Here is a 24,203-nt window from a genome sequence, read left to right as displayed (position 1 = left end):
GTTCGTTGCCGTATCGAGTAGCGCTCGCGAGACCTACTCGATGTCGACGCCCCACGCGTCGTGGTCTTCGGTCACGTCGGTTTCTTCCGCCCCATCGTAGCCGTCGAAGCCGGCGAACGTCCCCGTTTGCTGTCGGACGACCTTGACGCGGATCGTCCCGTCTTCCACGTGCCACCGTAGGTGGTCACCGTCGTCGATGTCGAGTTCCCGCCGGATCCGGGCGGGGATGTTCGCTTGGTTCCCCGAGACCTTGCTTTCGGCGCCGACTCGCTCACTCGCTCGGCCCATCACGCACTCGCCCGTCGGTTTTCGAGAGCGCCTCGGTCGCCATGTCCGCGCGCTCGGCGGCCTCGATGTGCTGGTAGGCCTGGCGGACCTGTTCCTCGGAGTTGTCCAGATAGCGGGCGGCGGCGGCGTAGCCGAACTCCCGGACCATCACCTCACCCATGCCGCGGCGCCCGCCGTGGGGCGCGAGGTAGCTGTGGCGCTCGTCGTCGACGGCGATCCCGGCGTCCGCACAGAGTCGCTCCAGCACCCGCCGCGCGCCGTTGGGCTTCAGCGCCGGCGGCGCGTTGAGGTCGAACTCGGCGGCGACCAATAGGTCCGGCCGTCCATCGCGCTGGCGCTCGATCTCCGACTCCGAGAGCCCTCGGGCTTCCAGCCCGGCGGTGACGTGGCGGGCGAGTGTCGGTCGATGGAGCGTGGTGAACACCGGCCAGTCCTCTGGAACGTCCAGCAGGCGGCCGTATCGTTCCAACGGCCCGAGAACGGGATCGGGCAGCGACGCTTCGTCCCACTGCTGTTTCTTCCGGTAGACGGTGACGTTGTTGTCCGAAAAGGAGACGTCCGCCCAGCGTACCCCGTTCCGACCGGGTCGATCGTCGTCGGGCGCGTTCAGGAACTCCGACGCCCGGAGGCCGGTGTAACAGAGGACGTACGCGAGCGCCCGCTCGCGGCAGCGCTTGTACGCACGAAAGCGGGCCGACGCCTTCTCCCGAACGGCCTCGCTTTGGGGGTCGCCCCGTTCCTCGGCGGGAACCTCGACGGCGCCGAGGGCGTCGATGGCCGCCGACGCCCGCTCGTCGACATAGCGCGTGAGGTCGTCGCGCTGTGCGGGCGACCACGCCTGTTGGTCGCCGGGTCGGCGGCCCGCGCCCTCCGGAAGGGGGTCTTCGGCGTCCGACTCCCGGGCGTAGTGGCGGGGAATGTACCCCTGTGCGTCGGCCCACCCGCACCACGAGGCGACGTAGGCGTAGTAGGTCAGCACGGTGCCGTTCGAGAACCCCGAGACGACGAGGTAGCGGGCGTAGTCGCCGAAAACGGTCGAGTCGAGGTCAGTAAACTGAACGTTCCGGCTCTCGCCACGGACGATCCCACCCCACGAGTCGGGTGGGGAGGCGTTTGCCGGGTCGGGAGTCTCGCCGCGACACCAGCGACGGAACCGATCCAGTTCGCGTTCGGCGTCTCGCCGGTAGGCGCCGTCGCTGCCGCCCTCACCTTTGCCCTTGTCGGTGAGGAACGTCTGGAAGGTCCGGGCGATCGGCGTCTCGGCGTCGCGGCGGGCACTCATCGTCGTTGCTCCGGGGTCGGCGCTGTCTCCGGTCGAGCGTGGGTGTATGGGTCGTCCATGGGGGGCTGGGTGGGGTCGTTTCGGGGGACGGGGGGAACCGAGGAATAACTTACGCACGCTTAGTGAGTTAAGCGTGCGTAAATAGCTCGGCCGCTGTCAACCGAGAACCCCGTGATCACCGACCGAAATCTGCCTCCTCGAGGCTTCTCAGCGGCCAACTGCGCCACCACCACTCTCGATAAACCATATACTGCGATAGCTAGTACACGGGTCTGGAAGTTGAGACTACAGTGGGTTTAGCATGGCTGTGATGCGTGAATTTGACCGATTCGGTCAGCGGAAACTGCCCCAGATGGCTCCCCAAGCGGCCATTCTTGTCACAAACTCAACTATATGGGCAAATTTTTCTAGACTTCCAGCAGCGTAGCCACTCAGCCGGCACGCTAACCCGAACAGAGTTCCTCACTACCCGATCCCAGTTTCCTTCTTCAGCAGCGTCAGCGTGTTGTCCGCTGTAATCACCGGTGAGTGCTCATACTCGCCAGTCAACTCGGCTTGGACGAGGAGATCGACAGCCCGCCAGATTGAGTACAGCAGACACGCAAACGCGAAGTAGAAGAAGCGAAGCCCGAAATCCTTCGACGTGGTGGCAGCCATGAACCGTTTGATCGACTTGTAGCCGCTTTCGATTTCCCACCGATAGCCGTACTCAGTGAGATGTCCACTCCCTCTATTCGTCATGAACACCGAGTACTGCCGGTGATCGTCGTGTTCGGAGTTCTCTTTCCGACGGTAGATCAGCGTCGTCTCGTGCCATTCGTTTTTGCCCAGATGGAGCTTGCGGTCGGTTTCATACCGATCCTGGTCGCGCTGGAGCAACCGCTTAGCCTGAGCCTTTTCGCTGGTCTGCATCCGCTTCGGAACGACGTAGGAGAGCCCGCGTTGACTGATCATCTCCAAGACGTGCTGGCTATCGAACTCCCGGTCCATCAGCACGTTATCGACGTGAACGAGGTCCTCAGCCGAATCGAGCAAGTCTTCGACGATTTCCAGTCGTGTCTCCCCCTTTCGGACGGGTCGCGCGTCCAGCACGATTGGGACGGTGTTCCCGACCAACTGGACCGTTGCCCACTGATAGGCGTACTCGTCGGTCTGCTCTTTCGTACCGATAATCTCGTCTTCGTGGCCGGTTCGGTCGCCCGTGAACGGATCGGCTTCGGTGATGTCGATGGCGACGATACCGGCGCGGAAGAACTCCTCTGTCTCTGCGACCTCGCCTAGCAGTCGACGGATAGACTGTCGATACATTTCTCGGATCTGCTCGATGGAGAGGTCTCGAATATGCTCGCGATGAGCATGGCCTAACGGTGTCTGTTCCCAGGTCGATTCGTAGGTGAAGCTGCGAGCGCCTTCATTAGCGGCTAAGCCCTCCCGTAGACCGAGATACGTCTGTAGGCCCCAGTACGCGTTCTCATGTATCTCACAGCCCTCGCCGCGATTCAGTGAGAACGCGGGGAAGACGACGCGGCTGACGTGGTCACTGAGCTTCTCCGCCTGTTCTAGAACTGTCTTATCGTCTGGTTCTGAGTCGTCTGAGCCGTCGTCGTGATATCGAAGCTTTCGCTCCGGTTCACGCGGAACGTCGACACCCGCGTTCTTGGCTTTGATAAGAATCGTGCGAGCCGCTGTCTCAACAGTATCACGGAGGTCAGCTGTAAACCGCTGGTTCCAACTCCGCCATACTGTCGACTGGTCCGGAATCGCCTCGAACCCTAGTTGATCGCAGAGCGAAGGATGACAGCTGAGGTGTTCAACGAGCGCTGTTTCGTGATCCCATCCATAGCATTCTTTCAGCACGAACACCCGAAAGAGGGTGGCCATCTCGTAACGGGTCGAGGAGGCGTAGTGATTGTGGGCGTTGAATTTGAAATACGCCAACGGAAGTGAGCAGATGAACTTCTCAACCGAAGTGTGGTTATTGTGTCTGAACCATCTTTGCGAGACAACCTGAACGTCCGATTCCAGTCCTGCAAGCGACGTTTGATCATACAGCGGACTCGACTCGTAAATTGGCCACTCTACGTGTGAGTGCTGTGCGATTTCTCGAAAAACAGACCGCCGTGAGTCTTCAATTTTTGACATACTGACTTTGTCTGTTCATGTGCCTCGAAGAGAAGCGGTACGAGAGTTCCGAGCCACTCATCGAGTTGATAGTCGTTTGATGAGAATGCTGTATTGCTTGGAAGCCCTTTTCTATCAGAAAGATATCCTAAAAGATCGTCGTGTGGTTCGACTGGTTCAAGCAGTGGTTTAAACTCGTGAGGTTAGTCGTCCGCTGGAGCGCTGTCTTTTGAGACCTCGTGATCAGAAAGTTCTGCCGACGGGACAAGGTAATCGGCGGGGTCGAACGCGGTCAACTCATCGCCATCGGCGACACGGTTGGGCCAGTCTGGGTTGGCAAGTGCACTTGTCGCCAGTGTCACGAGGTCGGCACCGGCCTCAATCTTCTCCCGTGCCGCGTCAGGCGTACCGAGCCCGCCGTTGTCAATGATGACTGTGTCGTCAGTTGAATACTCGGCCGCAGCTTCGGCCAGCGTTGGTCCCTTGTCGCCGAACGCTGGAGTGGTAGCGTCCGGTTCGGTGACGTGAATGTAATCCACGCCGGCTGCGGAGAATTGCTCGAAGAACACCGCTGCAGCTTCTTCGCCTTCCGGCCACCGGTACTCCTCGTCAGAGACTGCCGTCTGTGAGACACGGACGCCGACGACGAAATCATCGGGCGTTGCCTCCTCGACTGCGGCGACCACTTCACGCGGAAAACGCACGCGGTTCGCAGGTGTGCCACCGTACTCGTCGTCACGCTGGTTGAAATCAGCCGAGAGGAACTCGTGGAGGAGGTAGCCGTTCGCGGCGTGTACTTCGGCTCCGTCGAATCCGGCGCTCCGGGCATTCTTTGCCGAACTGACGAATGATTCCCGGATTTCGGTAAGCTCGTCGACCGTGGCTGCTTTCGGCGTAGGGAACTCGCCGCTCCCACCGAACGATTCAGCTTTCTTCCCATTCGGCTGGACCGACGACGGTGCGATCGCTTGCTCCCCGTCTACGTGAGGGTTCCCTTGGGTTTGTGCGCCGGCGTGCATCAGTTGCGCGAGAATAGGTATACCGGCGTCATGGACCGCTTCGGTTACCTGTCGCCAAGACTCGACATGCTCGTCGGTCGCTAGACCCGGTTGATTTAGATACCCTTGACTGTACACCTCGTCGGGGTACGCACCCTCGGTGACGAGGAACGAAAACCCTCCCTCGGCGAACCGCCGGTAGTACTGTGCCATCAACTCGGTTGCACGGCCGTCGTCGGTGGCGCTCACACGTGTCATTGGTGCGAGACCGATTCGGTTCTCCAGGGACAACTCGTTCAGCGTAGTTGTGTCGAACAACGTCACGGTGTCCGCTATGGGGGTGTCGTCATTAACGAGTAGTTCAGTATATACCGAATTCACCGGAAGTGGACGAGAGTACTCGGAGATCAAACCTGAGATCGTAATTAGCGTCGTTATTCATACCAATCTGGCTTGAAGATCGAGAGACAGACGGCGGATTGGTCTCGTCGAATAGCGGACTAGGAACACTAATCGCTATAGAATGAGATGCCTGATGAGTCAAATTCACATCCACCCCGGCCCTATACCGGCACATTTTCTTGGATATGTACGAATCGATGCGTATGCGGGAGTTTGCGATCACAATCGAGTACGAAGAGGGGGTAGACCCCTTGATGGACGTGTTCATCGACCATCCAGAGATGCATTCTCGGACGACGAACTGTCATGTGTCGGGCGACAGTATGTGGCGAGTCGATCGTATCGCTGGACCCGAAACGGCACTCGAACGCATTGAGGACGTGTATCTCAGTACACAACACTGCAACGAGTGTGTTGGATCGCGTCATTGTCACACAGATTGGGAGCACGAACTCATCGAAAGTCACCATTCTCGGCGAACGTTCTACACGTATCGACCGACTATAGGTGACTGCTGTTCGATCCCGCAGTTGGCCTGTATATTCCTCAGAGAGGGCTTTGTCTGTGCTGTCGAGCGTCGATCAAACCAGTATCACTGGCGATTCCTGATGCGCGAGGGTGGCGATCCGAGCGGGCTCTACGAGGCGATTCAAGACGAGTTGCGTGACGGGCTCTCGGTCTCGTTCCAGCAGATACAACAACCCACACACTGGGCTGACGAGGGAGTTTCACTTGCAGAACTTCCCAACGAACAGCGAGAGGCAGTCGAAACGGCGGTTCGAATGGGCTATTACAAGACGCCGCGTGACGCTTCGATGGCCGACATCGCAGACGAACTGTCTATTCCGCACTCGACACTCCAGTATCGCTTACAGGAGGCCGAATCTTGGATTATCGGATGTTTCGTCTCTAAGTCAATGTCGGCTGATGGTAACTGGTCGCTTCAGTGTGACAAACTCCCAAGCTGATTTTGAGGGTCGGATCCGACTCCAAGCGTCGCTGGAACGTCGTATCGAAACTTAAATGATAGCAGACGAGGATTCCCACTATCTCCTCAGACACCTTGTTGTTGGCATTTGCCGAATAGAGAATTATATCCGGTCGAGTGGTACTCAACGCCGTGATAAATAACGAAAACACGGCGGTGTCATCGACTTTCCGGACGAACCCGGCGCCGAGAATGGTTCGATGTGATAGAAATTGGCGTGGCTTCTTCATGACGACATTCCGATTACGGTCGCGGCATACAACGCCCGCAGTGGCGGGTTCCGCGTACGGACGCGGACTCGGGCGTCCGAACCCAGCTTATCGGTCTCTCCCATCGAACGCAGCAGAGACCCGAGACACGTCGAATCGACTGGGTTGTCCCGGTACCCTGATATCGACGCCGCACTCCGCAAGTGCCGTCGACGCACGCAACGTGTTCTCTAGTTACAGCGCTTAGATTCAGTATGGAACTCACCGAAATTCTGGCGCACATGCCATTCGCGAATCTGGTCGGTATCGACATCACAACAGCCGAACAAGGGCTCGCCGAGGGGAACGTCGAGATGCGCAACGAGCTTTCTTCAGTTCCGGGTAGGGAGATCGCACACGGCGGCGTCACCAGCTCGTTAGCCGATACCGTTGGTGGGGCAGCTGTCATGTCGCTGTTCCACCAGCCTACGCCGACTGTCGATTTACGGATTGATTACCTTTCGCCGGCGACTGACGACCTTTACGCCAAAGCTGAGGTCATCCGTGAGGGCGGGAACGTTGCTGTCGTGAACATCGATATCAACGACGCGGACGACAACCACGTCGCCACCGCCCGCGGCGTCTACAAGACTGGAGACGTGGAACAGGACACGCCATGGCTCCAAGGAACGGGTGGCCAACTTTCAGACCACGTCGAGGAGTAACCCGTCGTCCAGTACGCTGTATTTTGTAGATTTCTTCGAGATGTGGGGGGGCCGTATTTTATAAATTCTCCCACAAGTAAGTCACCCAGTTGAAAATTAGGATACTGTATCTCGGAAGCGTATGCATTGATAGGGTGAGTCTCAACTACCACACGGGTCGACCCGTCGCTTCGGAGGGTCGATTCGTTTTCCGTTGATTTTCCCCGCGTCGCGAGCGACACTATTGGGTACTGTCGCTCGAACCGCCGAGTTCGGCCCTGATACGCGCGACGTGGTCCACGAACTCACGGGTCGTCCGTTCACGGGGACGCTCCAGGTCGACCGAGAACGTCGCCTGCACCGTTCCCGGGTCTGTACCCATGACGACCACCCGATCAGCGAGCATCACCGCCTCGTCGATGTCGTGCGTGACGAACATCACGGTCTGTCCGGTTCGGGCCCAGATGTCGAGCAGTTCGGCGTGGAGCCTGTCGCGCGTCCGGGCGTCGAGACTGCCGAACGGTTCGTCCATCAGAAGGATCTCGGGATCTACGGCGAGCGCGCGGGCGATCCCGACGCGCTGTTTCATGCCGCCGGACAACTCCTTCGGATACGCGTACTCGAAGCCGTCGAGGCCGACGAGGTCGATCAACTCTCGGACCCGCGCCTCACAGTCCGCACAGTCACACGCCGGACGGTCGAGGCCGAACCGGATGTTCCCACGGACCGACCGCCAAGGGAACAGCGCGTACTCCTGAAACACCATCCCTCTGTCCAGTCCGGGCCCGGTGACCGGCTCCCCGCCGACGCGTATTGACCCGTCGTCCGGATCGTCGAGCCCGGCGACCGCCCGCAACAGCGTGGTCTTCCCACACCCGGACGGGCCGACGACACAGCAGAACTCACCCTCCTCGATCGAGAACGACACGTCGGCGAGCGCTCGGGTCGACTCGTAGGACCGGCTGACGTTCTCGATACTGATCTTCTCGGGTCGGTCCCGATCGGGTCCGTCCGACCTCAACGCCATGCGAGGACCCTCCGTTCGAGCAGCCGGAACCCGACGTCCATACAGAGGAACGCCACGCTGATCAGGATCATGTACGCCACGCTCGTCGCCATCGCGAGGTTGTTCGAGGCGTTGATGATCTCGTAGCCGACGCCGGGTGCGCCGAACAGTTCGGCGCCGACGACGATCATCCAGCAGCGACCGATACTCGTCCGGAACCCGGTCAGTAGTTGGGGAGCGGCACTCGGGAGCGCGACGAGCTTTAGCATCGAGAGGTCACGCTCCACGCCGAGCGTCGACGCCGCGTCGGTCAGGTCGCTCGAGACGCCTTCCACGCCACCGTAGGCCCCGTAGAAGTTGATCCAGAACGCGCCGACGAACACGATGAATGCTGCCCCGGTATGATGGATGCCGAACCAGACGATCGCGAAGACGACCCACGCCAGTGGCGGGATCAGCCGCAGTACCCGGACGAGCGGTCGCAGCCAGTCGTCGAGCGCGCCGTTCCAGCCCATCGCCAGTCCGAGACCCATCCCACAGGCCGCACCGAGAAGCAGTCCGGGCACGTAGTGGAACAACGTCTGTGCCAAGTGCGCGAGCCCGGTCGGCAGCACTAGGTTCGACCCGAGAACCGGGACAACGATCTCGGCCGAAGTCGTGAACAAGTCGGCGAACGCCCGTGCCGAATCGAGGGGGCTCGGGACCAGATACGACGGCTGTGTCGTTATCGCGCCGACCCACCAGACGGCGAGGAAGGCGAGGAGCCCGCCCAACCCGCGTAGGTACCGACGCAGGTCTCCCTCGAAGCTGCCGGCGACGACCGTGTCGGAGCTGGTGTCGGTCTGCGTGCTCATCGGTTGCTGGCATCGTAGGGTTCGAACGCGAACAGGTCCTCCGTCGCGATCGGTTCGCCGATGTTGCCGACGTTGGCGACGAACTCGCCCATCTTCGCTGCCTGATCGGTGATGGCGTGTGGGTCCGAGATGAAGTCGGAGGCCTTCGACTCCATGGCGGCCGCCGCCAGCTCCTCGCTCACGCCGGAGCCGATAACGGACGCGGCGTGGGTCGCGGCCGCGTCCGGCGAGCCCGCCGTGAACTCGGTCGCCGCGACGTGCTGTTCGACCAACGACTGTGCGACCTCGCTGTCATCGAGCACCCGATGGTTGGCGAACAGGACCGTGACCGGGTGGTTCTTGAGGACGTTACCGGACCACGCGAGTTCGCCGAAACCGTCCTCCTGACCGATAATCGTCGCGAACGGCTCCTGGATGACCGTCGCGTCGATGTCTCCCGACTGAATCGTTTGAACTGCCTTCGCTGGCGGGACTTTGGACTTGTCGATGACGGACTCCATTTCCCCGGCGCCGAGGTCCTCTTGGATCCAATACCGGAGGAGGATGTCCGGAACGCTGCCGTCCGGCGGAGCCCCGAACCGTACTTTGCGACCATGCTCCTCCTCGAAGCGCTCGAACGCGGCTGGCCCTTCCGCTTCGTAGCGCTCGACGAGTTCGGTCGTCCCCATAACCTTGAATCCGTTCCTCGAGTTTGCGGCGAGAACGCCGGCGTCGGTGCCTTTGTCCGCGAGCACCATCGCCGGCGTGATCCCGACCAGCGCAACGTCGACGTCACCGCTGGCAAACGCCTTGACGACGCTGGGGCCTGAGCTGAACCGTTCCACCGAGACCTCCGCCGGGACGTCCTCGTACAACCCCTCCTGTTCCATCACGTAGTGTTGCATGTTCGGATAGATCGGGACGTACGCGACCGAGACGGAATCGAGCGACCCGTCCCCTTGACCGAGACAGCCGGCGACCCCTGCCGTAGCAACGGTCGTCGCGCCCGCTTTCTGGAGTAGTCTCCGACGTGAGATATCGACCATGCTGTTAACAAAACTGGAACCAATCCTAATAATATCTGTGATCTCAGAGTGCCGAGTTAATATCTATGCCTGGTCAAAGCTCTCACCGATCAGTAACCCGGCGAAATCCCTCCCAGCGAGGCGCGACGGCAGGAGCGTCACCCCCGTCCGCAGTATTAAGCCCGCTGACGTGTACACACGTAGCCATGAACGACCTGCGCCGGATCGTCCTCGACGTGTTGAAACCCCACGACCCCTCGCTGTTGGAGTTCACCGACCACGTCTCCGGCGCCGAGAGCGTGGCGGCGGCGACGGCGTCGCTCATCGAACTCGACAAGGAGGTCCAGAACGTCAAGTTGACCGTCGAAGGGGACGCGCTGGACTACAACGCCGTCGAGTCGGCCGTCGACGATCTCGGGGGAACCGTCCACTCGATCGACCACGTCGCCTGCGGCGAGTACGTTGCCGAGGACCGGCGGACCCCACAGGACCGCTAGATGGCCTCGGCACAGCGACTCCTCCGAGCCGTCCTCGACGACGAGGAGACGCTTTCGATCGCCAGACGCTACTTCATCTCCAACGGCTTCGACGGGACCCTCACCAGCGTCGGCGTCGTCGTCGGCGCCGTCCTCTCGGGGATCCCGGACGGCATGACCGTCATCAAGATCGGGCTCGGCGCCGCTGTCGGGTTGGGAACCTCCGCGGTCTGGAGCGTCTGGGAGATCGAGCGCGCCGAGACGAAAGCCGAGATCAGGCGGCTCGAACGCGCCATGCTTACCGACCTCGACGACACCCGGATTGAGCGCGCCCAGCAGGGGGCTCGGGTGGTCCACGCGGCCGCGAGCGGGCTCGGTCCACTCATCGGTGTGACCGTCCCGCTCGTGCCCTTCGCCTTCGAGGGGTCCGCGCTCTCGATGACCGAGGCCGGCGTTCTCGGCGTCTCGCTGGGTATCGGGGTGCTCGCGGTTTTCGGCGCCTACATGGCGTCAGTGTCGGGCCAGCGGTGGTACGTCTCGGCAGCGCGGATGGCCCTCGCGGGGCTCGTCGTCGCGCTCATCAACGTCTTCCTGCCGGGCTGACCGTCCGGCGTCGGACGAGCCAGCCGACGAGGAACAGCGCCGGGGCGCCGGCGAGCAGCACCCCTGCGAGGACCGTCCAATCGGCGGCGGTCAGCGGGACCGTCCCGAAGTACGCCCCGATCGGCGTGTACAGCACCGCGAGGTGGAGGAGCGACGACGTCGCCACCGCCACCGCGAGCCAGCGGTTCGAGGCCATCGGCGTGCCTCGGGTCCATCTGACGACGTACAGTTTGACGAACTCCAGCCCGACGAAGCCGGTGAACACCATCGTCATGACGTAGGGCGTGACCGCCGGCGCCCCATCGAGCAGGCCGAACAGCAGTCCGAGCATCAGCACCGTCGCGGTCAGGCCGGCACCGGCGATCAGGGTGCCCATCGGCCGGTCGACGATCCCCCGGACCCGTTCACGGGGACGACGATCCATCACGTCCCCCGAGGGGTCGGTCCCGAGCGCCAGCGCCGGGAGTCCGTCGGTCAGGAGGTTGATCCAGAGCAGTTGCACCGCCGGGAGCACGAGGTAGCCGAACAGCGATGCCACGAAGACGACGGCGACCTCGGCGACGTTCGCGCTGAGGAGGTAGGCGACGAACTTCCAGACGTTGTCGAAGACGGTCCGCCCGCGCTTGATCGCCGTCCGGATCGTCGCGTAGTTGTCGTCGAGGAGTACGATGTCGCTCGCCTGCTTGGCGACGTCCGTCCCGCGAACCCCCATGGCGATCCCCACGTCGGCGTTCTTGAGCGCCGGCGCGTCGTTGACGCCGTCGCCGGTCATCGCGACCGTGTGGCCGTTCGCCTGCAGGGCGGTGAGGATGCGGACCTTGTGGGCCGGCTCCGCGCGGGCGTACACGTCGACCGACTCGACCCGCTCCCGGAGGGTTTCGTCGTCCATCGCGTCGATCTCCGCGCCGGTCAGCACGGCCGAGTCGACGCCGACCTGCGCGGCGACGGCCCGACCCGTCGTTGCGTTGTCGCCGGTGATGACCTTCACGCCGATTCCCGCACGTCGGGTCTCCGCGATCGCCTCCTCGACCTCCGCGCGTGGCGGGTCGATCAGCCCCTGGAGGCCGACGAAGACGAGGTTCTCCTCGGGGTCGCTGTCGTCGGACGGGCGTTTGAACGCGAACGCCAGCACTCGGAGCGCGTCCTCGGCGAACGACGACACCTGCCGGTGGACGCGCTCTCGCGCGTCGTGGTCGAGAGGAACGGCTCCATCCGGACCGAGGAGCCGCGTCGAGCGCGAGAGGACCTCCTCAGGGGCGCCCTTGACGTAGATCACGTCGTCGTGGATCGTCGCCATCCGCTTTCGTTCGGCGGAGAACGCGACCGCGTCCCGTCGCGGGCGTCGCTCCCGAAGTTTCTCGACGTCGTGTCGGTGTTCGGCGGCCGCCACGAGTGCCCGTTCGGTCGGGTCCCCGTCGTCGGCGGTGGCGTCGTTACAGAGTGCACCGATCTCGAGGAGCCGATCGACGCGCTCGTCGGTGGCGTCGTCACCTGCGTCGCCGTCCACGGCGACGGTCTCGTCGTCGACCCACAGCCGCTGGACGCGCATCTCGCCCTCGGTCAGCGTGCCGGTCTTGTCGGTACAGACCACGTCGACGGCGCCGAGCGCCTCGACGGCCGGGAGCGTCCTGACGAGGGCGTTCTCGGCCGCCATTCGCCTGACCCCGAGGGCCAGCGTCAGCGTGACGACCGCCGGCAGCCCCTCCGGGACGGCGGCGACGGCCAGCGAGACCGCCGTCAGGGCCGCGAGTACCGGCCCCTCGCCGCCGAGCCACAGAAGCGGCACGACCATCGCCGAGAGGACGACGACGGCGACGCCCAGTCGCCGGCCGAGCCGGTCCAGATCGCGTTGCAGCGGTGTCCGTCGGTCCTCGGCGCCGAGGAGCGCGGTTGCGATCGAGCCGACCTCCGTCCCCATCCCGGTCGCCACGACGGCCGCGAGGCCGCTCCCGCGACTCACGTTCGTCCCCTTGTAGACCATGTTCGAGCGTTCCGCCAGCGGTGTCCCCGGAGATACCGGCTCGACCGTTTTCCCGACGGGGGCGCTCTCGCCGGTGAGCGCCGACTCGTCCACTTCGAGGCTCCCCGCCTCGATCAGTCGGGCGTCGGCCGGAACGACCGCACCCTGCTCGAGCCGGATCACGTCCCCCGGGACGAGCGCAGTCGCCTCGATCTCCCGTTCGGCCCCGTCCCGGCGAACGGTGACCGTCGGGGTCGCCATGTCGCGGAGGGCGTCGAGGCTGCGCTCGGCCCGGTACTCCTGCAGAAAGCCGAAGACGCCGTTCACGAGCAGGATCGTCCCGATGAGGGCGGCGTCGACGACGTGGCCGACGACGACCGACAGCGCCGCGGCGGCGATCAACACCCAGATCAGCGCGCTGGTGAACTGGCTCAGGAGGATGCGAACCGGGCTTCGGGCCTCCTCGCCCGTGATCTCGTTCGGCCCGAACTCGCGGCGACGCTCCCGGGCCGTCTCGGCGTCCAACCCGGCTGGGGTCGTCCCGAGCTCATCGAGGACCGCCTCCACCGGGCGCTCGAACCAGTCCATTCCCGTCAGTGGTGGCCACGCGGGACCTTTGTTCGACGGCGACTACGGCGGGGTGGCGCTCTCGGGGTGGCCTACCTGCCTCCCGGCGCGGCCGCTCCGTTGGCGCGGTGAATCAACAGAGGGGAGGGAAGTAGGGATCGGGTATCGGTCAGTCGTTGAGGGGCTCGACCACGTCGACGAGTCCACCTTCGGCGTACGCGTCCTGACAGTCCTCACAGAGGGCGATCTTCTCCTCGTCACCGGTCTCGTACCGCACGATAGTGTCGCGGGCGTCGCTGACGCCACACTCCTCACACTCCATTCTCGGGAGGAAGCGGAGTTCGGATATAGCGGTTCTGGTCCCCGAGCCCCGACCCGGCTCGCTCCCGCCCCGGTTTTCGGGAGCGAGTCAGCGATCGGACTCCCGGCCGTACTCCTCGTCGGTGACGTGTTCCAGCCACGTGATGGCCTCACCGTCCTGCTCTTCCTGGATGGCGATGTGGGTCATCGCCTTGTCCGGCGTCGCTCCGTGCCAGTGTTTCTCGCCCGGCGGGAACCAGACAACGTCACCCGGCCGGATGCGCTCGATCTCGCCGCCCTCGCGCTGGACGAGGCCACAGCCGCTCGTCACCACGAGTCGCTGGCCGAGCGGGTGGGTGTGCCACGCGGTTCGGGCGCCCGGTTCGAAGGTCACGCTCGCCCCTATCGCCCGCGCCTCGTCCCGGGCGTCAAACAGGGGGTCGAACCGGACGCTCCCCGTGAAGTTTTCCTCCGGGGCGTCGACGGTGGGTTCTTCACAGCCTCGAGTGATCTCCATGGGTTCGAGTCCCAGTTACACGTGGGCCACCTTGATTCCGACGCTGCCCGGAGGGTGTCGACGACGCCGTCGTCGACGGACGGACGCTGGTCACGACGGGGCGTGGACCCGGGTTCGCGTGGACCGGTCCGGCGATGAGGTGTCAGGATTCACCTCTTCCGGGGCCTTTAAGCGGATATTCCCGTCACGAGAACCATGGCAAACGCTATCACTACCCGTCGCACCGACCGCCTCTTCGAGGAGCTGCCGGTCGGCGTCGATACGGTCGCGCTCTCCCCGGGGGAGACGATGCGGTACTTCACGGGATTGGACATGCACAAGAGCGAGCGGCCGACGCTCGTGGTGCTGTTCCGCGACGGTCCGCCTGCCGTCGTCCACCCGGTCCTCGAAGGCGACCGGATCGAGGAGGCGCTGCCGGACGCCGAGCGCTTCACCTACGGCGACGCGACCGACCCCGTCGAAGTGGGGCGGGAGGCGTTCGACCGACTCCGGGCCGAGCGGACGGTCACGGACCCCATCGGCGTCGAGTTCCGCTCGACGCGACTCCTCGAACAGGAGGTGTTCGCGCCGTCGGGCGAGGGCGCCGTGGACATCGAGGACGCCGTCTCGACCCTGCGGGCGAGAAAGGACCCCGAGGAGGTCGAGCGGATGCGGACCGCTGCGGGGATCATCGAGGACGTCCTCGGGGAGGTCTTCGACCTGATCGAACCGGGGATGACCGAAACCGGGATCGAGACGGAGATCCGCAAGCGCGTCATGGAGAGCGAGGCCGACGGCTTCTCCGTCGGGATCGTCACCAGCGGCGAGCGGACGGCCCACGCCCACGCCAACACGGGTGAACGGGCCGTCGAGTCGGGTGACCTCGTGATGATCGACGCCGGCGTGATCTACGAGGGCTACTACTCCGACATCACCCGAACCGTCGCCGTCGGCGACCCCGACGAGGAACTCCGCGAGATTTACGACGTGGTACAAGCGGCCGCGGCGGCCGCACGCGACCGCGTCGCCCCCGGCGTCGAGCTACAGGAGATCGACCGCGCCGCCCGCGAGGTGATCGAGGACGCGGGCTACGGCGACTACTTCCCCCACCGTGTCGGCCACGGTCTCGGCCTCGAGGGGCACGAACCACCGTACCTCGTGGAGGGCAACGACGCGACGCTCGAAGTCGGTCACGCGGTCACCGTCGAACCGGGTGTCTACGTCGGCGGACTCGGCGGCGTTCGGATCGAGGACGACGTGGTCGTCGACGAGAACGGTGCCGACGTGCTCACGACGAGTTCGCGTGACCTCCGGGTTCTCTGACCGGGGGACGACGTCAGGTTCGACCTCACCGCTGGGCGTAGAGCGAGTACAGGATGATCGCGAGCCCGGTCGCGGCGAGCAGGCTGTTGATCACGATACCCTGTTTGAGGGTGAGGCCGACGATCTGGTTGGCGACGCCCGCGAGGAGGGCCCCGAGGGTGATCGTCCCGAAGCCAACCGCGAGTGCACGCAGCGCCGGCTCGCCCGTGCGGCGGTAGGCCCTGAGCGCGATCAGGGTGATCCCGCTGCCGAGCAGGAGGATGATCGTCTTCAGCACGATGATCACCGAGTCGACCATCATCATAGCTCCTCACCCATGTCCGACCAGAGTTCCGCAAGGCGTTCGTCGGCGCTGCGCCCCTCCCGGTCCACCGACACCGAGAACGTGTCGTCGTCCTCGATGGAGATTGTGACGGCGCTGAAGTCGCGCTCGTAGCGCGTCGTCCGGCCGCCGTCGGTGCCGACCTCGATCCGCTCGTGGACGAGCGCCGCCTCGCTCAGCAGGTCCAGTTTCCGGTAGAGGGTTGATTTCGGGATGTCACAACTGTCGCTCAGGTCGTTTGCTGTCATTGGTTCTGAGAGGTCGGCCAGTATGGTCCGGCACGCGTCGTCGTCCAGCGCCTTGAGCACATCCCCTACCGCGGGGCCGGTGTCGCCGTACGCTGGGTTCCTGTCCGTCATCGGGTGATGGTGGTGGTCGCCGCGGGGTCGGTTCGCTCACCCGGGGTCCGGGGAGGCTTCGCTGGCCGACAGCTATCGGGTCCGGTCCGTCAGTCTCTGCCGGCCCGCCTCGGTGGGCGTGTAGAGACCGTGGGTGTCCGGACGGATATAGCCGTCTTCGTGGAGTCGGCTACAGACACGCTCGACGGCGACGGGGTGTTCGCCGACGGCGTCGGCGAGGTCAATCATGTGGACCGGTGGCCGGGCGTCGATGGCCCCGAGCACGGCCAGTTCGAGACCGTCGTCTTCGCGGTCAGTTGCCGTGCTCACCGTACACCTCCAGTAGCTCCTGGTAGCGGTTCCGGATCGTGACCTGACTCACGCCGGCGACCTCGCTGACGGCCTCCTGGGTGAGCTTCTCGTTGGCCAGCGTCGCCGCGGCGTAGACGGCGGCCCCCGCGAGCCCTGCCGGACTCTTCCCGCTGTGTGCGCCCTGGCCCTTGGTCGTCTCCAGTAGCTCCCGGGCCAGTCGCTCGACCTCGCTGCTGGCGCCGACGGCCGAGGCGTACTGCCGGAGATACTGGAGCGGGTCGGCCGGTTCGATCGACAGCCCGAGTTCCCGCGAGATGTAGCGGTAGGCCCGCTGGATCTCGAGTCGCTCGACCCGACTCACCCCGGCGAACGTGACCAGCGTCCGCGGCGTGCCGTGCTGGCGCGCCGCCGCGTAGAGGCTCGCGGTGGCCATCGACTCGATCGAGCGACCCGGGAGGAGCCCCTCGTCGACAGCGCGGCGATAGAGCACTGCGGCCGTCTCCCGCGGCGGTTCGGCGATGCCGAGCGCCGAACCCATGCGTTCGATCTCCCCGAGGGCTTGCTTGACGTTGCGCTCGCCGGCGTCCTTCGTGCGGAACCGCTCGTCCCACGTCCGCAGCCTATGGATGCGCTCGCGTTTCTTCGCCGAGAGATGGTTGCCGTAGGCGTCCTTGTCCTGCCAGCCGATCGTCGTGCTGAGGCCCTTGTCGTGGAGGAGTTCAGTCACCGGCGCGCCGATCCGGCGTCGGTCGTCGCTCTCGTCGCCGCTGAACGACCGCCAGTCGGGACCGTGATCGATCTCGTCTTCCTCGACGACGAGCCCGCAGTCCGAACAGAGTCGCTCGCCGCGGGCCGCTTCCCGCGTGACGTTGCCGCTGCACTCCGGGCACTCGTCGGCCGTTTCGCGTTCGGCGTCGGCGCGTTCCCGGGCTGTCTCGTGCTGGTCGGCCGTGGAGGTGAGTGGTGGAGTCATGGGCTTGCGCGGGCGTGCACCGGACAGTTGCGTGGTGCCTTCTTCCAAGGTAGGCGGTGGCACATCTATGAGTTCGTGGCGGATTCCCACAATCCGGGAATCCGCAGTCCGTTCCCTCGGTCGGTTCCGATCTGGGATGCGTGGCGCTCGTGGAAGCGGTTCAAGTACCAACCGGGATCGATGCGCTCTCGCTCCGGCCTGATCGCCGACACGGTGGCGAACCGTAATCCAGTCTGTCAGTATCCGTGTCGTATCTCGTCGCCATCCGGTCCATCAAGCGGAACCGTCCGTAGACCCTCCATTACGACGAGAAGCGGGCTATCTCCGGATTGCGGTCGGTACGGAACTGACACACCGGCCCCGCTTCGGTCACGATGATCGCGACAGACACCACGAACGGCGCCACCGAGTCGGGCCAGCGTGAGCTGGATCGGCGCGACGAACTGGCGCTGACCCAGTATTTGACCGTGATCGACGACTTGCCCGCGGTCGCCGGCGACGACGACCGCTACGTCGTCGTCTCCGAGTCCGGCGCGGCGTACGTCGTCGACCTCGGAGCGAGCACCTGCACCTGCCCGGACTACCGCTACCGCGGCGGTCGCTGCAAGCACATCCGGCGGGTCGAGTTCGCGACCGGCGAACGGCCGATCCCTCCGTGGGTCGAGGGCGTCGACCCCGACCTCGGCCGTCACGTGGGCGGTCCCGGCTGGGGCGACCCCGAAGCGGAGTTCCCGCCCGGCGCCGCTGTCCGTGACCGACACACCGATCGAGGCGGGCTGATGCGGGTCATCCGTGTCCTCGACGAGCACGCCGACGAGTACGAGATCAACGCCGGGCGGACCGTGGCGGACTACAACCCCGACAACGACCCGGCAGAGCGCGTGGTCGAGGTCGTGTTCGAGGGCGACCTCGACCGACACGTCGCCGGTTGGCGTCAGTGGGCGCCCGCCGACTTGCCGGCCCGACTCGACGCCTACTGCCGGGAATGGGGCGTCGCTGTGCGAACCTACGCGTTTCCCCACGGCCGGATCAAGCGAGCGTTCCGGTAACAAGGACGCTCTCGGCCGGGTTTTGGATCGTTCGCGTGCGGAACGAGAACGGCCCCTGCGCTACCGTTCCAGCAGCGACCGAGCTCGCGCCACGTAGCTGTTGGCTTCCCAGCTTCGCGCGGCGCTGATCTCGTCGAGGACCCCCTCGGCGTCGCCGGCCGATAGCCCCCCGGTCCGGGAGAGAACCGACAGGAGCGTCGGGGTCGTGACGAGCCGCGTGTCCGCGAGCGAGGCGTGAACCAAGCCGAGGCTGTTGAACTCGTCACAGAGGAGCAGTTCGGCGTCGGTTTCGTTGGCCAGCGTGACGGCCGCGTTCTCGCCGTCGTCGAGGGGGAACTCGGCGTCCAAGTCGACGGCCCGAACGGTGTAGTTCGCCCGGTCGAGCACCGCCCGCGCGGCGGCCCCGTGGCCGTCGTCGTAGGAGGCGATATCTCGGAGTTCGCCGACGACGGTCTCCGGGAGGAACACGTCGTACCGATCGAGCGTGAGCGAGAGCGGGTCAGGGTCCGTTTCCGCGGCGACGGCGAGACTGACCACGCCGGAGGTGTCGGCGATAAGGACCGCCATCTACTGTTCAGCGACCTCGTCGACGAAGCCCTCGTCGAGTTGCTGTTTCAACACCCGGAGGTTGGCCGCCTCCTCGGCGCCGACGAGGGACTTGAGCTGATCGTAGCCGATCTCGTCGTCGTAGTAGGCGGCGGCGATCTCTTGGACCAGCGCGTCGTCGTGGGCGGCCTCCTGCAGGTGTTCCCGGAGCGCCGTCACGAGCACGTCGGTGCGGTCCTCGCCGAGCACCGACGCGAGCGCGTCGGCCCGGTCGATCAGCCGGTTCGGCGCGCGGAACTGGACGCGCTTCTTGTCGCTGCTCATCGTGTGTACGTTGTAAGTGCGTTCACTTAGGCGTTTGCGTGTGTACGTTGTGAGCCGCAATCCCCCGGGCCCCCCGGCCAACCGACCTCACGCCAGCAAGCGGTCGAACGCGCGCTCGTGTTCCCGGACCCGGGCACTGACCGCCGTTGCTGACTCACCACCCACCTCCTCGTCGAGGTGCCGGGCAAGCCGGACTCGAGCGAGCAGTTCGTAGCACGCCCGTCTGGCGGTGCCGCTCGCTCCGTCCCCGTAGGCATCCCAGAACGTCGCTTCGAGCGACCGGCGGAACTCCTCGTCGAGCCCGTAGCCGGCCGTGAGCAGCGCTTTCGCCATCACCGCGTCCCAGAGCGGGTCGGTCGCCGTCGGTCGCTCCCAGTCGAGCACCGCGCTCGTCACCTGCTCGGCCGTCGGGTCGACGGCGAGGTTTTCGAGGCGGTAGTCCCCGTGGGCGAGCGCCGGCCGTAGGGCCTCGCTGTCGATACGTTCGATCAGTTCCTCGCTGAGTTCGCCGAGTGCCTCGCACCGACCCGAGAAGGGGGTCTCACGGAGCAGCGAGAGTTGGCGGTCCAGTGACCCGCGGAGCATCTCTCGGAACGGCATCTCGTCGGTGACCACGAAACCGTCACCGTCGACGCCGACCGGGCCGAACGCCGGAAGCGTCTCCCGGTGGAGCGCACCGAGGTTCTCTCCGGCCTCTCGACAGAGTTGCTCGGCCGCCGCAGGCGGGAGGTCACTCACCCGCCCGTCATCAGCGTCCGCACTCGGGACGAACTCGTAGACAGCGAAGGGGTAGCCGAGTGGCGATTCCCCCATTCCGTAGACCTGCGGGACGGGGATATCGGTTCGCTCGCCGAGAACTGCCATCGTCTTCGGCTCCGCCGGGAACGCGTCGGGGAAGCGCGTCCCCACCTTCAGAAGCCGTCGGGAGCCGTCTTCGAACGTGATCCGGTAGCTGTGGTTCGTCCCGGCGTCGACGGCGAGTATCGTGGCGACTGCCGATTCGTGCTCGTTGACTGCTTGGAGGGCGTCCCGGATGGCAGTGTGAGTGAACACGGACCCGATAGCTGCGGCGGGACCGACTAACTTCTGTCGCCCCAGCCAGTCCCGAGAGGGTTAGTCCGTGCTCTGTGGGGCCTCGGTGAGCGTGAAGGTGAAGTCCACGACCACGCTGTCGGTCTGGACTTCGTTGCCGACCGACGCCGGCAGTCGGAACTCCACGAGCACGTCGAGGCTTTCCCCGGCATCGAGGGGCCCGACCGGGAGGTCGGCTTCGAGCGAGGAGAGCGGCCTGAAGCCGCTCGCGTCGCCGACGACGTAGTGGGTGGAGCCGTTCTCGAACGTCGCGCTGATCCGGACCTCGACGGCACCGTCGAGTTCCCCGGCGCCGAAGCCGGGGTCGCCGCCGGTCGCGTCGACGACCGATTCGGCCCCCGTCTGCCCGTTCTCCGCCGAGTCGGAGACGATACCTTCGACCCGGACGAACCCGGACCGGGTGCCGTCGTTCCGTAGTGAGACGGTGGCCGAGCCGTTGCTTCCGGGCAGCGCGGCGGCGTCAGCCGCCGTCCCGAGGCTGCCGTCGCCGCCGAAGTCAACGACGGTCGCCGTCCCGCTGCTGCCGAGGGTCAGGTCCAGCGGCCCGCTCCCGGCGCCGGTGTTCGTGACGGCGGCGGTGAACGCCCGTTCTGCGGTGGTCCGTCCGACCTCGTCGGCACCGTCGAACAGCACGGCCGTGACCGCGACCCGCCCTTCGGTCAGTCGGGTCGTCCCGGCCGCTGGGTTCTCGAACGCCCGCGCTCGACTGCCGCTCGCGTAGACGGTCTCTCCGAGCGCGTCGGCGAGCGAGACGGGGCTTGTAGCGTCTACCGTGACCCGACGGACCTCCGTCCAGCCGTCGTCGCGCGTCCAGGTCTGGACGACGAGCACGGCGTCCGTCGCGCTCCCGGTCCACGTGAGTTCACCCTCGACCGTTCCGCTGACGGTTCCCAGCGTCCCGTCGGTGGTCCGGATCGGTGCCGGGTCAGCTTCGTCGATTCGCAGGCTCACGTCGACCGGGACGGGGGGTGTGCGCTCGCTCGTCTCGGTGCGGTCCGGGAAGCTCAGTGTGATCTGCACAGGGGTCGCACGTGGCGTCGACGTCGCGTCACCGGGTGTCTCGACTGAGTCGGTCGTCGTCACCCCGTCCGAGGGTTGGGTCTCGCCGGACGGCGTCGGTACGACGGTCCCGGTTGGGGTGCCGTCGGTCGAGGACGGCGTCTCAGTTCTGTCGAGGGAACCGACCGGTCGCGGAGGGGCCACCTCGACTGGTGGTGCCGGCGGTACGGTGGGGGCCGCTTCGGTCCCGTTCTCCGTGAGCCCGAGGAACGCCCCGATCGGGGCGTAGACCCCGAGTCCGCTCCCGAGGAGCGCGACGAGGACGACGAGTGCGGCGACGGCGACCCGAGAGTTCGCCACTCCCCGAAGCGAGCTGGCCAGTAGCGGGACGAGGAACGCCCCGTCGACTTCGACGACGGCCGTGGCGCCGAGCAGTCGATCGTCGGCCCGGACGGTCGTGCCGAGCGCTGCGGGCCGCCGCTCGCCGGCTGAGGCTACGACCTCGGCGCCACTGGCGTCGCCGGAGGGATCGATCTCGACGATCTCGCCGCTGACGCCGATGGCCTCTCCGGGGTAGACAAGCACTCGGTCACCGCGGTGTAGTTCGTCGCTGCCGACTCGAGTGACGCCGTCGTCGCCGACTCGGCGCACCGTGGTTTCCTGCGTTCCCGCCCCTCGCCCGTCACTCACCGGCGGCCTCCGGCGGAGCGCGTACTGGACCGCCCTCGCGTCGACGACCCCGAGGGTCCGTCGGCAGACAGGCGTCCAGCAGCGAAACCGCCCGCGGCAGTCGGGAGGTGGGGACGTATCGAACCCGAACTGTATCCCGTGTTCCCTGCCATAGTGATGCTCCGGCCGCCCCGCAGTGGGCCGATCCACGGTGTGGTAGCGAGCCGATAGGAGATATTACCTGTTTGAGCGCATGAATCTATCGTAAATACCTATCAGCGACCAGTTAGTTCCCGGCTCGTTGCTGTCTGTGGACCGTTGCTGGGGCGTTTGGCGGCCCGGCGCTACGCGGTTTCGTCGGCGATCCACTCCCGAACGGACTCCTCGAGGTACGGTAGCACCACTGGGCCGTCGGCGAGCAGTTGTTCGTGGAACGCCCGCACGTCGAACGCCGGCCCGAGGCGGTCCTCGGCCTCGGCTCTGAGCTCTCGGATGCGGATCTCGCCCATCTTGTAAGCCAGCGACTGTCCCGGCCACGCGACGTAGCGATCCACCTCCGTCCGGACGTTGTGCATCGACATCGCGGTGTGTTCGGCCATGAACGACCGGGCCTCCTCGGGGGTCCACCCCATCGTATGGAGCCCCGTGTCGACGACGAGCCGACACGCCCGCCACATCTCGTTGCTGAGCCGACCGAACTGCTCGTAGGGGGTCTCGAAGGCGTCCAGTTCGAGGCCCAGTCGCTCGGCGTACAGCGCCCACCCCTCGATATAGGCGTTCACGAAGTTCTCCCGGCGGAACTCGGAGATGCCCTCCTGTTCCTGTGCGTGAGCGATCTGGTGGTGGTGGCCGGGGACCGCCTCGTGGAGGAACAGCGCCGGGAGGCCGTACAGCGGGCGGCTGTCGAGGTCGTAGGTGTTGACCCAGAACGTTCCCGGATCGGTGTCGGTGCCGTTGGAGACGTACCGGCCGCTCGTGTAGTCCGGGGCGATGTCCTCGGGAACCGGCTCGACGGCGTAGGGCCGTGTCGGCATCGCGTCGAGGGTGAACAGCGAGGGCAGTCGCCCGTCGATCTCCTTCGCGATCGATTTGGCTTCGCTGAGCAGTTGCTCGGCCGAATCGGGGTAGAACTGCGGGTCCGTCCGGAGGAACTCGACGAACTCACCGAAGTCGCCGTCGAAGCCGGCGTCGTCGATGACCGACAGCATCTCCTCCCGGATGCGGTCGACCTCGTCGAGACCGATCTCGTGGACCTCCTGGGGTGTCACGTCGAGGGTGGTGTAGTACCGGACGAGGTGCTCGTAGTAGGCCTCGCCGCCGTCGAGGTCGGCGTAGCCGGTCGTCTCACGTGCCGCCGGGAGGTACTCTTCGAGGAGGTACTCCCGGAACTCCCGGAGTGCGGGGACGACGGCGTCGAGGATTGCGTCGGCACCGGCCTCCCGTAACCGCTCGCGTTCCGCGGGGTCGATGCGCTCCGGGATCGACTCGAAGGGCTCGTAGAGGGCGCTTTCGGTCGGGTCCTCGACGAGGTACGAGTCGATCATCTCGCCGTGGCCGTCGAGCACCGACCGCGGCGGGGTGAAGCCGCGCTCCACGCCCGCTTCCAGTAGCTCCCGGGCGGCGTCGAAGTACTCGTCGGCGTTCTCGAGGCGGTGGAGGTAGCGCTCGTAGTCCTCGCCGTTCTCGAAGGACTGTCGGGTCGGGTGCCGGACGAACTTCGAGTGGGGACCGCCCTCGTGGTTGACCGGCATCAGGTGGATCTCGTGTTCGTAGCGTGTGATCCGGTGGGTGAGTTCCCGGTCGAGCACGTCGTAGTCCGCGCGAGCGTCGTCCCCGAGATCGCCGCGGTCCACGGCGTCGAGTCGGGCTGCGAACCCCCGCCAGCGTTCGACCTTCTCGGCCTCCCACTCGATCCCCGTGTCGGGGAACGCCTCGTCGAGGCTCTCCTCGTACTCCTCGACCTCTTCGAGGATGATCCGGAACTGTTCGCTCGCGGGGACGCTCGAAGCCATTACGGGC

At 65.3% G+C, this 24,203-nt stretch carries 24 protein-coding genes and 1 pseudogene; 6 read left to right on the top strand and 19 right to left on the bottom strand.

Features of this window, described 5'->3' with window-relative positions; translation table 11 throughout:
- Nucleotides 1-33: 33 nt before the first annotated feature.
- The 4 genes from NO998_RS14730 to NO998_RS14715 form a co-directional block, all read right to left on the bottom strand.
- Nucleotides 34-288 (bottom strand): AbrB/MazE/SpoVT family DNA-binding domain-containing protein, encoded by a 255-nt coding sequence (locus tag NO998_RS14730; RefSeq protein ID WP_267648046.1) that lies wholly within the window; start codon nucleotides 286-288, stop codon nucleotides 34-36.
- Nucleotides 272-1,570 carry a site-specific integrase gene (locus tag NO998_RS14725; RefSeq protein WP_267648045.1) on the bottom strand — a complete coding sequence of 433 codons (1,299 nt, stop codon included), beginning with the start codon at nucleotides 1,568-1,570 and terminating at the stop codon, nucleotides 272-274. The genes NO998_RS14730 and NO998_RS14725 overlap by 17 nt, the downstream gene beginning before the upstream one ends.
- Before the next feature lie 465 nt (nucleotides 1,571-2,035).
- Nucleotides 2,036-3,712 carry a transposase gene (locus NO998_RS14720; protein ID WP_345781143.1) on the bottom strand — a complete coding sequence of 559 codons (1,677 nt, stop codon included), beginning with the start codon at nucleotides 3,710-3,712 and terminating at the stop codon, nucleotides 2,036-2,038.
- A 182-nt stretch (nucleotides 3,713-3,894) separates the two neighbouring features.
- Nucleotides 3,895-5,013 (bottom strand): oxidoreductase, encoded by a 1,119-nt coding sequence (locus NO998_RS14715; protein ID WP_345781142.1) that lies wholly within the window; start codon nucleotides 5,011-5,013, stop codon nucleotides 3,895-3,897.
- Nucleotides 5,014-5,294: 281 nt separating this feature from the next.
- On the opposite strand from NO998_RS14715, the gene NO998_RS14710 reads away from it, so the two are divergent.
- Complete coding sequence (locus tag NO998_RS14710) at nucleotides 5,295-6,059, top strand: helix-turn-helix domain-containing protein (protein WP_267648043.1); 765 nt, start codon at nucleotides 5,295-5,297, stop codon at nucleotides 6,057-6,059.
- A gap of 483 nt (nucleotides 6,060-6,542) precedes the next feature.
- Nucleotides 6,543-6,923, top strand: a pseudogene (locus tag NO998_RS14705) (PaaI family thioesterase); the annotation flags it as partial.
- Nucleotides 6,924-7,212: 289 nt separating this feature from the next.
- Here NO998_RS14705 and NO998_RS14700 read toward each other — a convergent pair.
- From NO998_RS14700 to NO998_RS14690, 3 genes are read right to left on the bottom strand one after another with little or no spacing between them, the layout of a single operon-like run.
- Nucleotides 7,213-7,998, bottom strand: coding sequence for an ABC transporter ATP-binding protein (locus NO998_RS14700; protein ID WP_267648041.1), 786 nt, complete (start codon nucleotides 7,996-7,998; stop codon nucleotides 7,213-7,215).
- Nucleotides 7,989-8,831 (bottom strand): ABC transporter permease, encoded by an 843-nt coding sequence (locus tag NO998_RS14695; protein WP_267648040.1) that lies wholly within the window; start codon nucleotides 8,829-8,831, stop codon nucleotides 7,989-7,991. Before NO998_RS14695 ends, NO998_RS14700 begins: the two co-directional genes overlap by 10 nt.
- The gene (locus tag NO998_RS14690; RefSeq protein ID WP_267648039.1) at nucleotides 8,828-9,856 is read right to left on the bottom strand and encodes an ABC transporter substrate-binding protein; all 1,029 of its coding nucleotides are present in this window, start codon (nucleotides 9,854-9,856) and stop codon (nucleotides 8,828-8,830) included. Before NO998_RS14690 ends, NO998_RS14695 begins: the two co-directional genes overlap by 4 nt.
- Before the next feature lie 185 nt (nucleotides 9,857-10,041).
- On the opposite strand from NO998_RS14690, the gene NO998_RS14685 reads away from it, so the two are divergent.
- Together NO998_RS14685 and NO998_RS14680 are read left to right on the top strand one after the other, a co-directional pair.
- Nucleotides 10,042-10,332: a DUF211 domain-containing protein gene (locus tag NO998_RS14685; protein WP_267648038.1), complete on the top strand. Its 291-nt coding sequence runs from the start codon at nucleotides 10,042-10,044 to the stop codon at nucleotides 10,330-10,332.
- Nucleotides 10,333-10,914: a VIT1/CCC1 transporter family protein gene (locus NO998_RS14680; protein WP_267648037.1), complete on the top strand. Its 582-nt coding sequence runs from the start codon at nucleotides 10,333-10,335 to the stop codon at nucleotides 10,912-10,914.
- On the opposite strand, the gene NO998_RS14675 is transcribed toward NO998_RS14680, so the two are convergent.
- The 3 genes from NO998_RS14675 to NO998_RS14665 form a co-directional block, all read right to left on the bottom strand.
- Nucleotides 10,892-13,462, bottom strand: a complete 2,571-nt coding sequence (locus tag NO998_RS14675; RefSeq protein WP_267648036.1) for a cation-translocating P-type ATPase — start codon at nucleotides 13,460-13,462, stop codon at nucleotides 10,892-10,894. The two genes, NO998_RS14680 and NO998_RS14675, sit on opposite strands and share 23 nt — an antisense overlap.
- 148 nt (nucleotides 13,463-13,610) lie before the next feature.
- Nucleotides 13,611-13,763, bottom strand: coding sequence for a hypothetical protein (locus tag NO998_RS14670; protein ID WP_267648035.1), 153 nt, complete (start codon nucleotides 13,761-13,763; stop codon nucleotides 13,611-13,613).
- Between the two features lie 87 nt (nucleotides 13,764-13,850).
- Nucleotides 13,851-14,258 (bottom strand): (R)-mandelonitrile lyase, encoded by a 408-nt coding sequence (locus NO998_RS14665; protein WP_267648034.1) that lies wholly within the window; start codon nucleotides 14,256-14,258, stop codon nucleotides 13,851-13,853.
- A gap of 195 nt (nucleotides 14,259-14,453) precedes the next feature.
- On the opposite strand from NO998_RS14665, the gene NO998_RS14660 reads away from it, so the two are divergent.
- Entirely contained in the window at nucleotides 14,454-15,560 is a 1,107-nt protein-coding gene (locus tag NO998_RS14660) for a M24 family metallopeptidase (protein WP_267648033.1), read from the top strand.
- 25 nt (nucleotides 15,561-15,585) lie between these two features.
- On the opposite strand, the gene NO998_RS14655 is transcribed toward NO998_RS14660, so the two are convergent.
- From NO998_RS14655 to NO998_RS14640, 4 genes are all read right to left on the bottom strand, one after another.
- Nucleotides 15,586-15,864, bottom strand: a complete 279-nt coding sequence (locus NO998_RS14655) for a DUF7521 family protein (RefSeq protein ID WP_267648032.1) — start codon at nucleotides 15,862-15,864, stop codon at nucleotides 15,586-15,588.
- Complete coding sequence (locus NO998_RS14650) at nucleotides 15,861-16,190, bottom strand: helix-turn-helix domain-containing protein (protein ID WP_345781146.1); 330 nt, start codon at nucleotides 16,188-16,190, stop codon at nucleotides 15,861-15,863. Before NO998_RS14650 ends, NO998_RS14655 begins: the two co-directional genes overlap by 4 nt.
- A gap of 123 nt (nucleotides 16,191-16,313) precedes the next feature.
- Complete coding sequence (locus NO998_RS14645; protein ID WP_267648030.1) at nucleotides 16,314-16,550, bottom strand: helix-turn-helix domain-containing protein; 237 nt, start codon at nucleotides 16,548-16,550, stop codon at nucleotides 16,314-16,316.
- The gene (locus NO998_RS14640) at nucleotides 16,534-17,505 is read right to left on the bottom strand and encodes a transcription initiation factor IIB (RefSeq protein WP_267648029.1); all 972 of its coding nucleotides are present in this window, start codon (nucleotides 17,503-17,505) and stop codon (nucleotides 16,534-16,536) included. The genes NO998_RS14645 and NO998_RS14640 overlap by 17 nt, the downstream gene beginning before the upstream one ends.
- Before the next feature lie 374 nt (nucleotides 17,506-17,879).
- Between NO998_RS14640 and NO998_RS14635 the strand changes: the two genes are divergently transcribed.
- Nucleotides 17,880-18,554 (top strand): SWIM zinc finger family protein, encoded by a 675-nt coding sequence (locus tag NO998_RS14635; RefSeq protein ID WP_267648028.1) that lies wholly within the window; start codon nucleotides 17,880-17,882, stop codon nucleotides 18,552-18,554.
- Between the two features lie 60 nt (nucleotides 18,555-18,614).
- Here NO998_RS14635 and NO998_RS14630 read toward each other — a convergent pair whose 3' ends face one another.
- The 5 genes from NO998_RS14630 to NO998_RS14610 form a co-directional block, all read right to left on the bottom strand.
- Nucleotides 18,615-19,121, bottom strand: coding sequence for a PIN domain-containing protein (locus NO998_RS14630; protein ID WP_267648027.1), 507 nt, complete (start codon nucleotides 19,119-19,121; stop codon nucleotides 18,615-18,617).
- On the bottom strand, nucleotides 19,122-19,424 hold the full coding sequence (locus NO998_RS14625) for a hypothetical protein (protein ID WP_267648026.1): 303 nt from the start codon (nucleotides 19,422-19,424) through the stop codon (nucleotides 19,122-19,124).
- Between the two features lie 87 nt (nucleotides 19,425-19,511).
- On the bottom strand, nucleotides 19,512-20,477 hold the full coding sequence (locus NO998_RS14620) for a phosphotransferase family protein (protein WP_267648025.1): 966 nt from the start codon (nucleotides 20,475-20,477) through the stop codon (nucleotides 19,512-19,514).
- A gap of 60 nt (nucleotides 20,478-20,537) precedes the next feature.
- Nucleotides 20,538-22,205, bottom strand: a complete 1,668-nt coding sequence (locus tag NO998_RS14615) for a hypothetical protein (RefSeq protein ID WP_267648024.1) — start codon at nucleotides 22,203-22,205, stop codon at nucleotides 20,538-20,540.
- Between the two features lie 323 nt (nucleotides 22,206-22,528).
- Nucleotides 22,529-24,196, bottom strand: coding sequence for a DUF885 domain-containing protein (locus NO998_RS14610; protein WP_267648023.1), 1,668 nt, complete (start codon nucleotides 24,194-24,196; stop codon nucleotides 22,529-22,531).
- Nucleotides 24,197-24,203 lie beyond the last annotated feature (7 nt).

It is taken from the genome of Halolamina litorea (assembly GCF_026616205.1).
GTDB classification, from domain to species: Archaea; Halobacteriota; Halobacteria; order Halobacteriales; family Haloferacaceae; genus Halolamina; species Halolamina litorea.
Note: the sequence above shows the minus strand (reverse complement) of the source record. Positions and strands in the feature narration are given on the sequence as shown.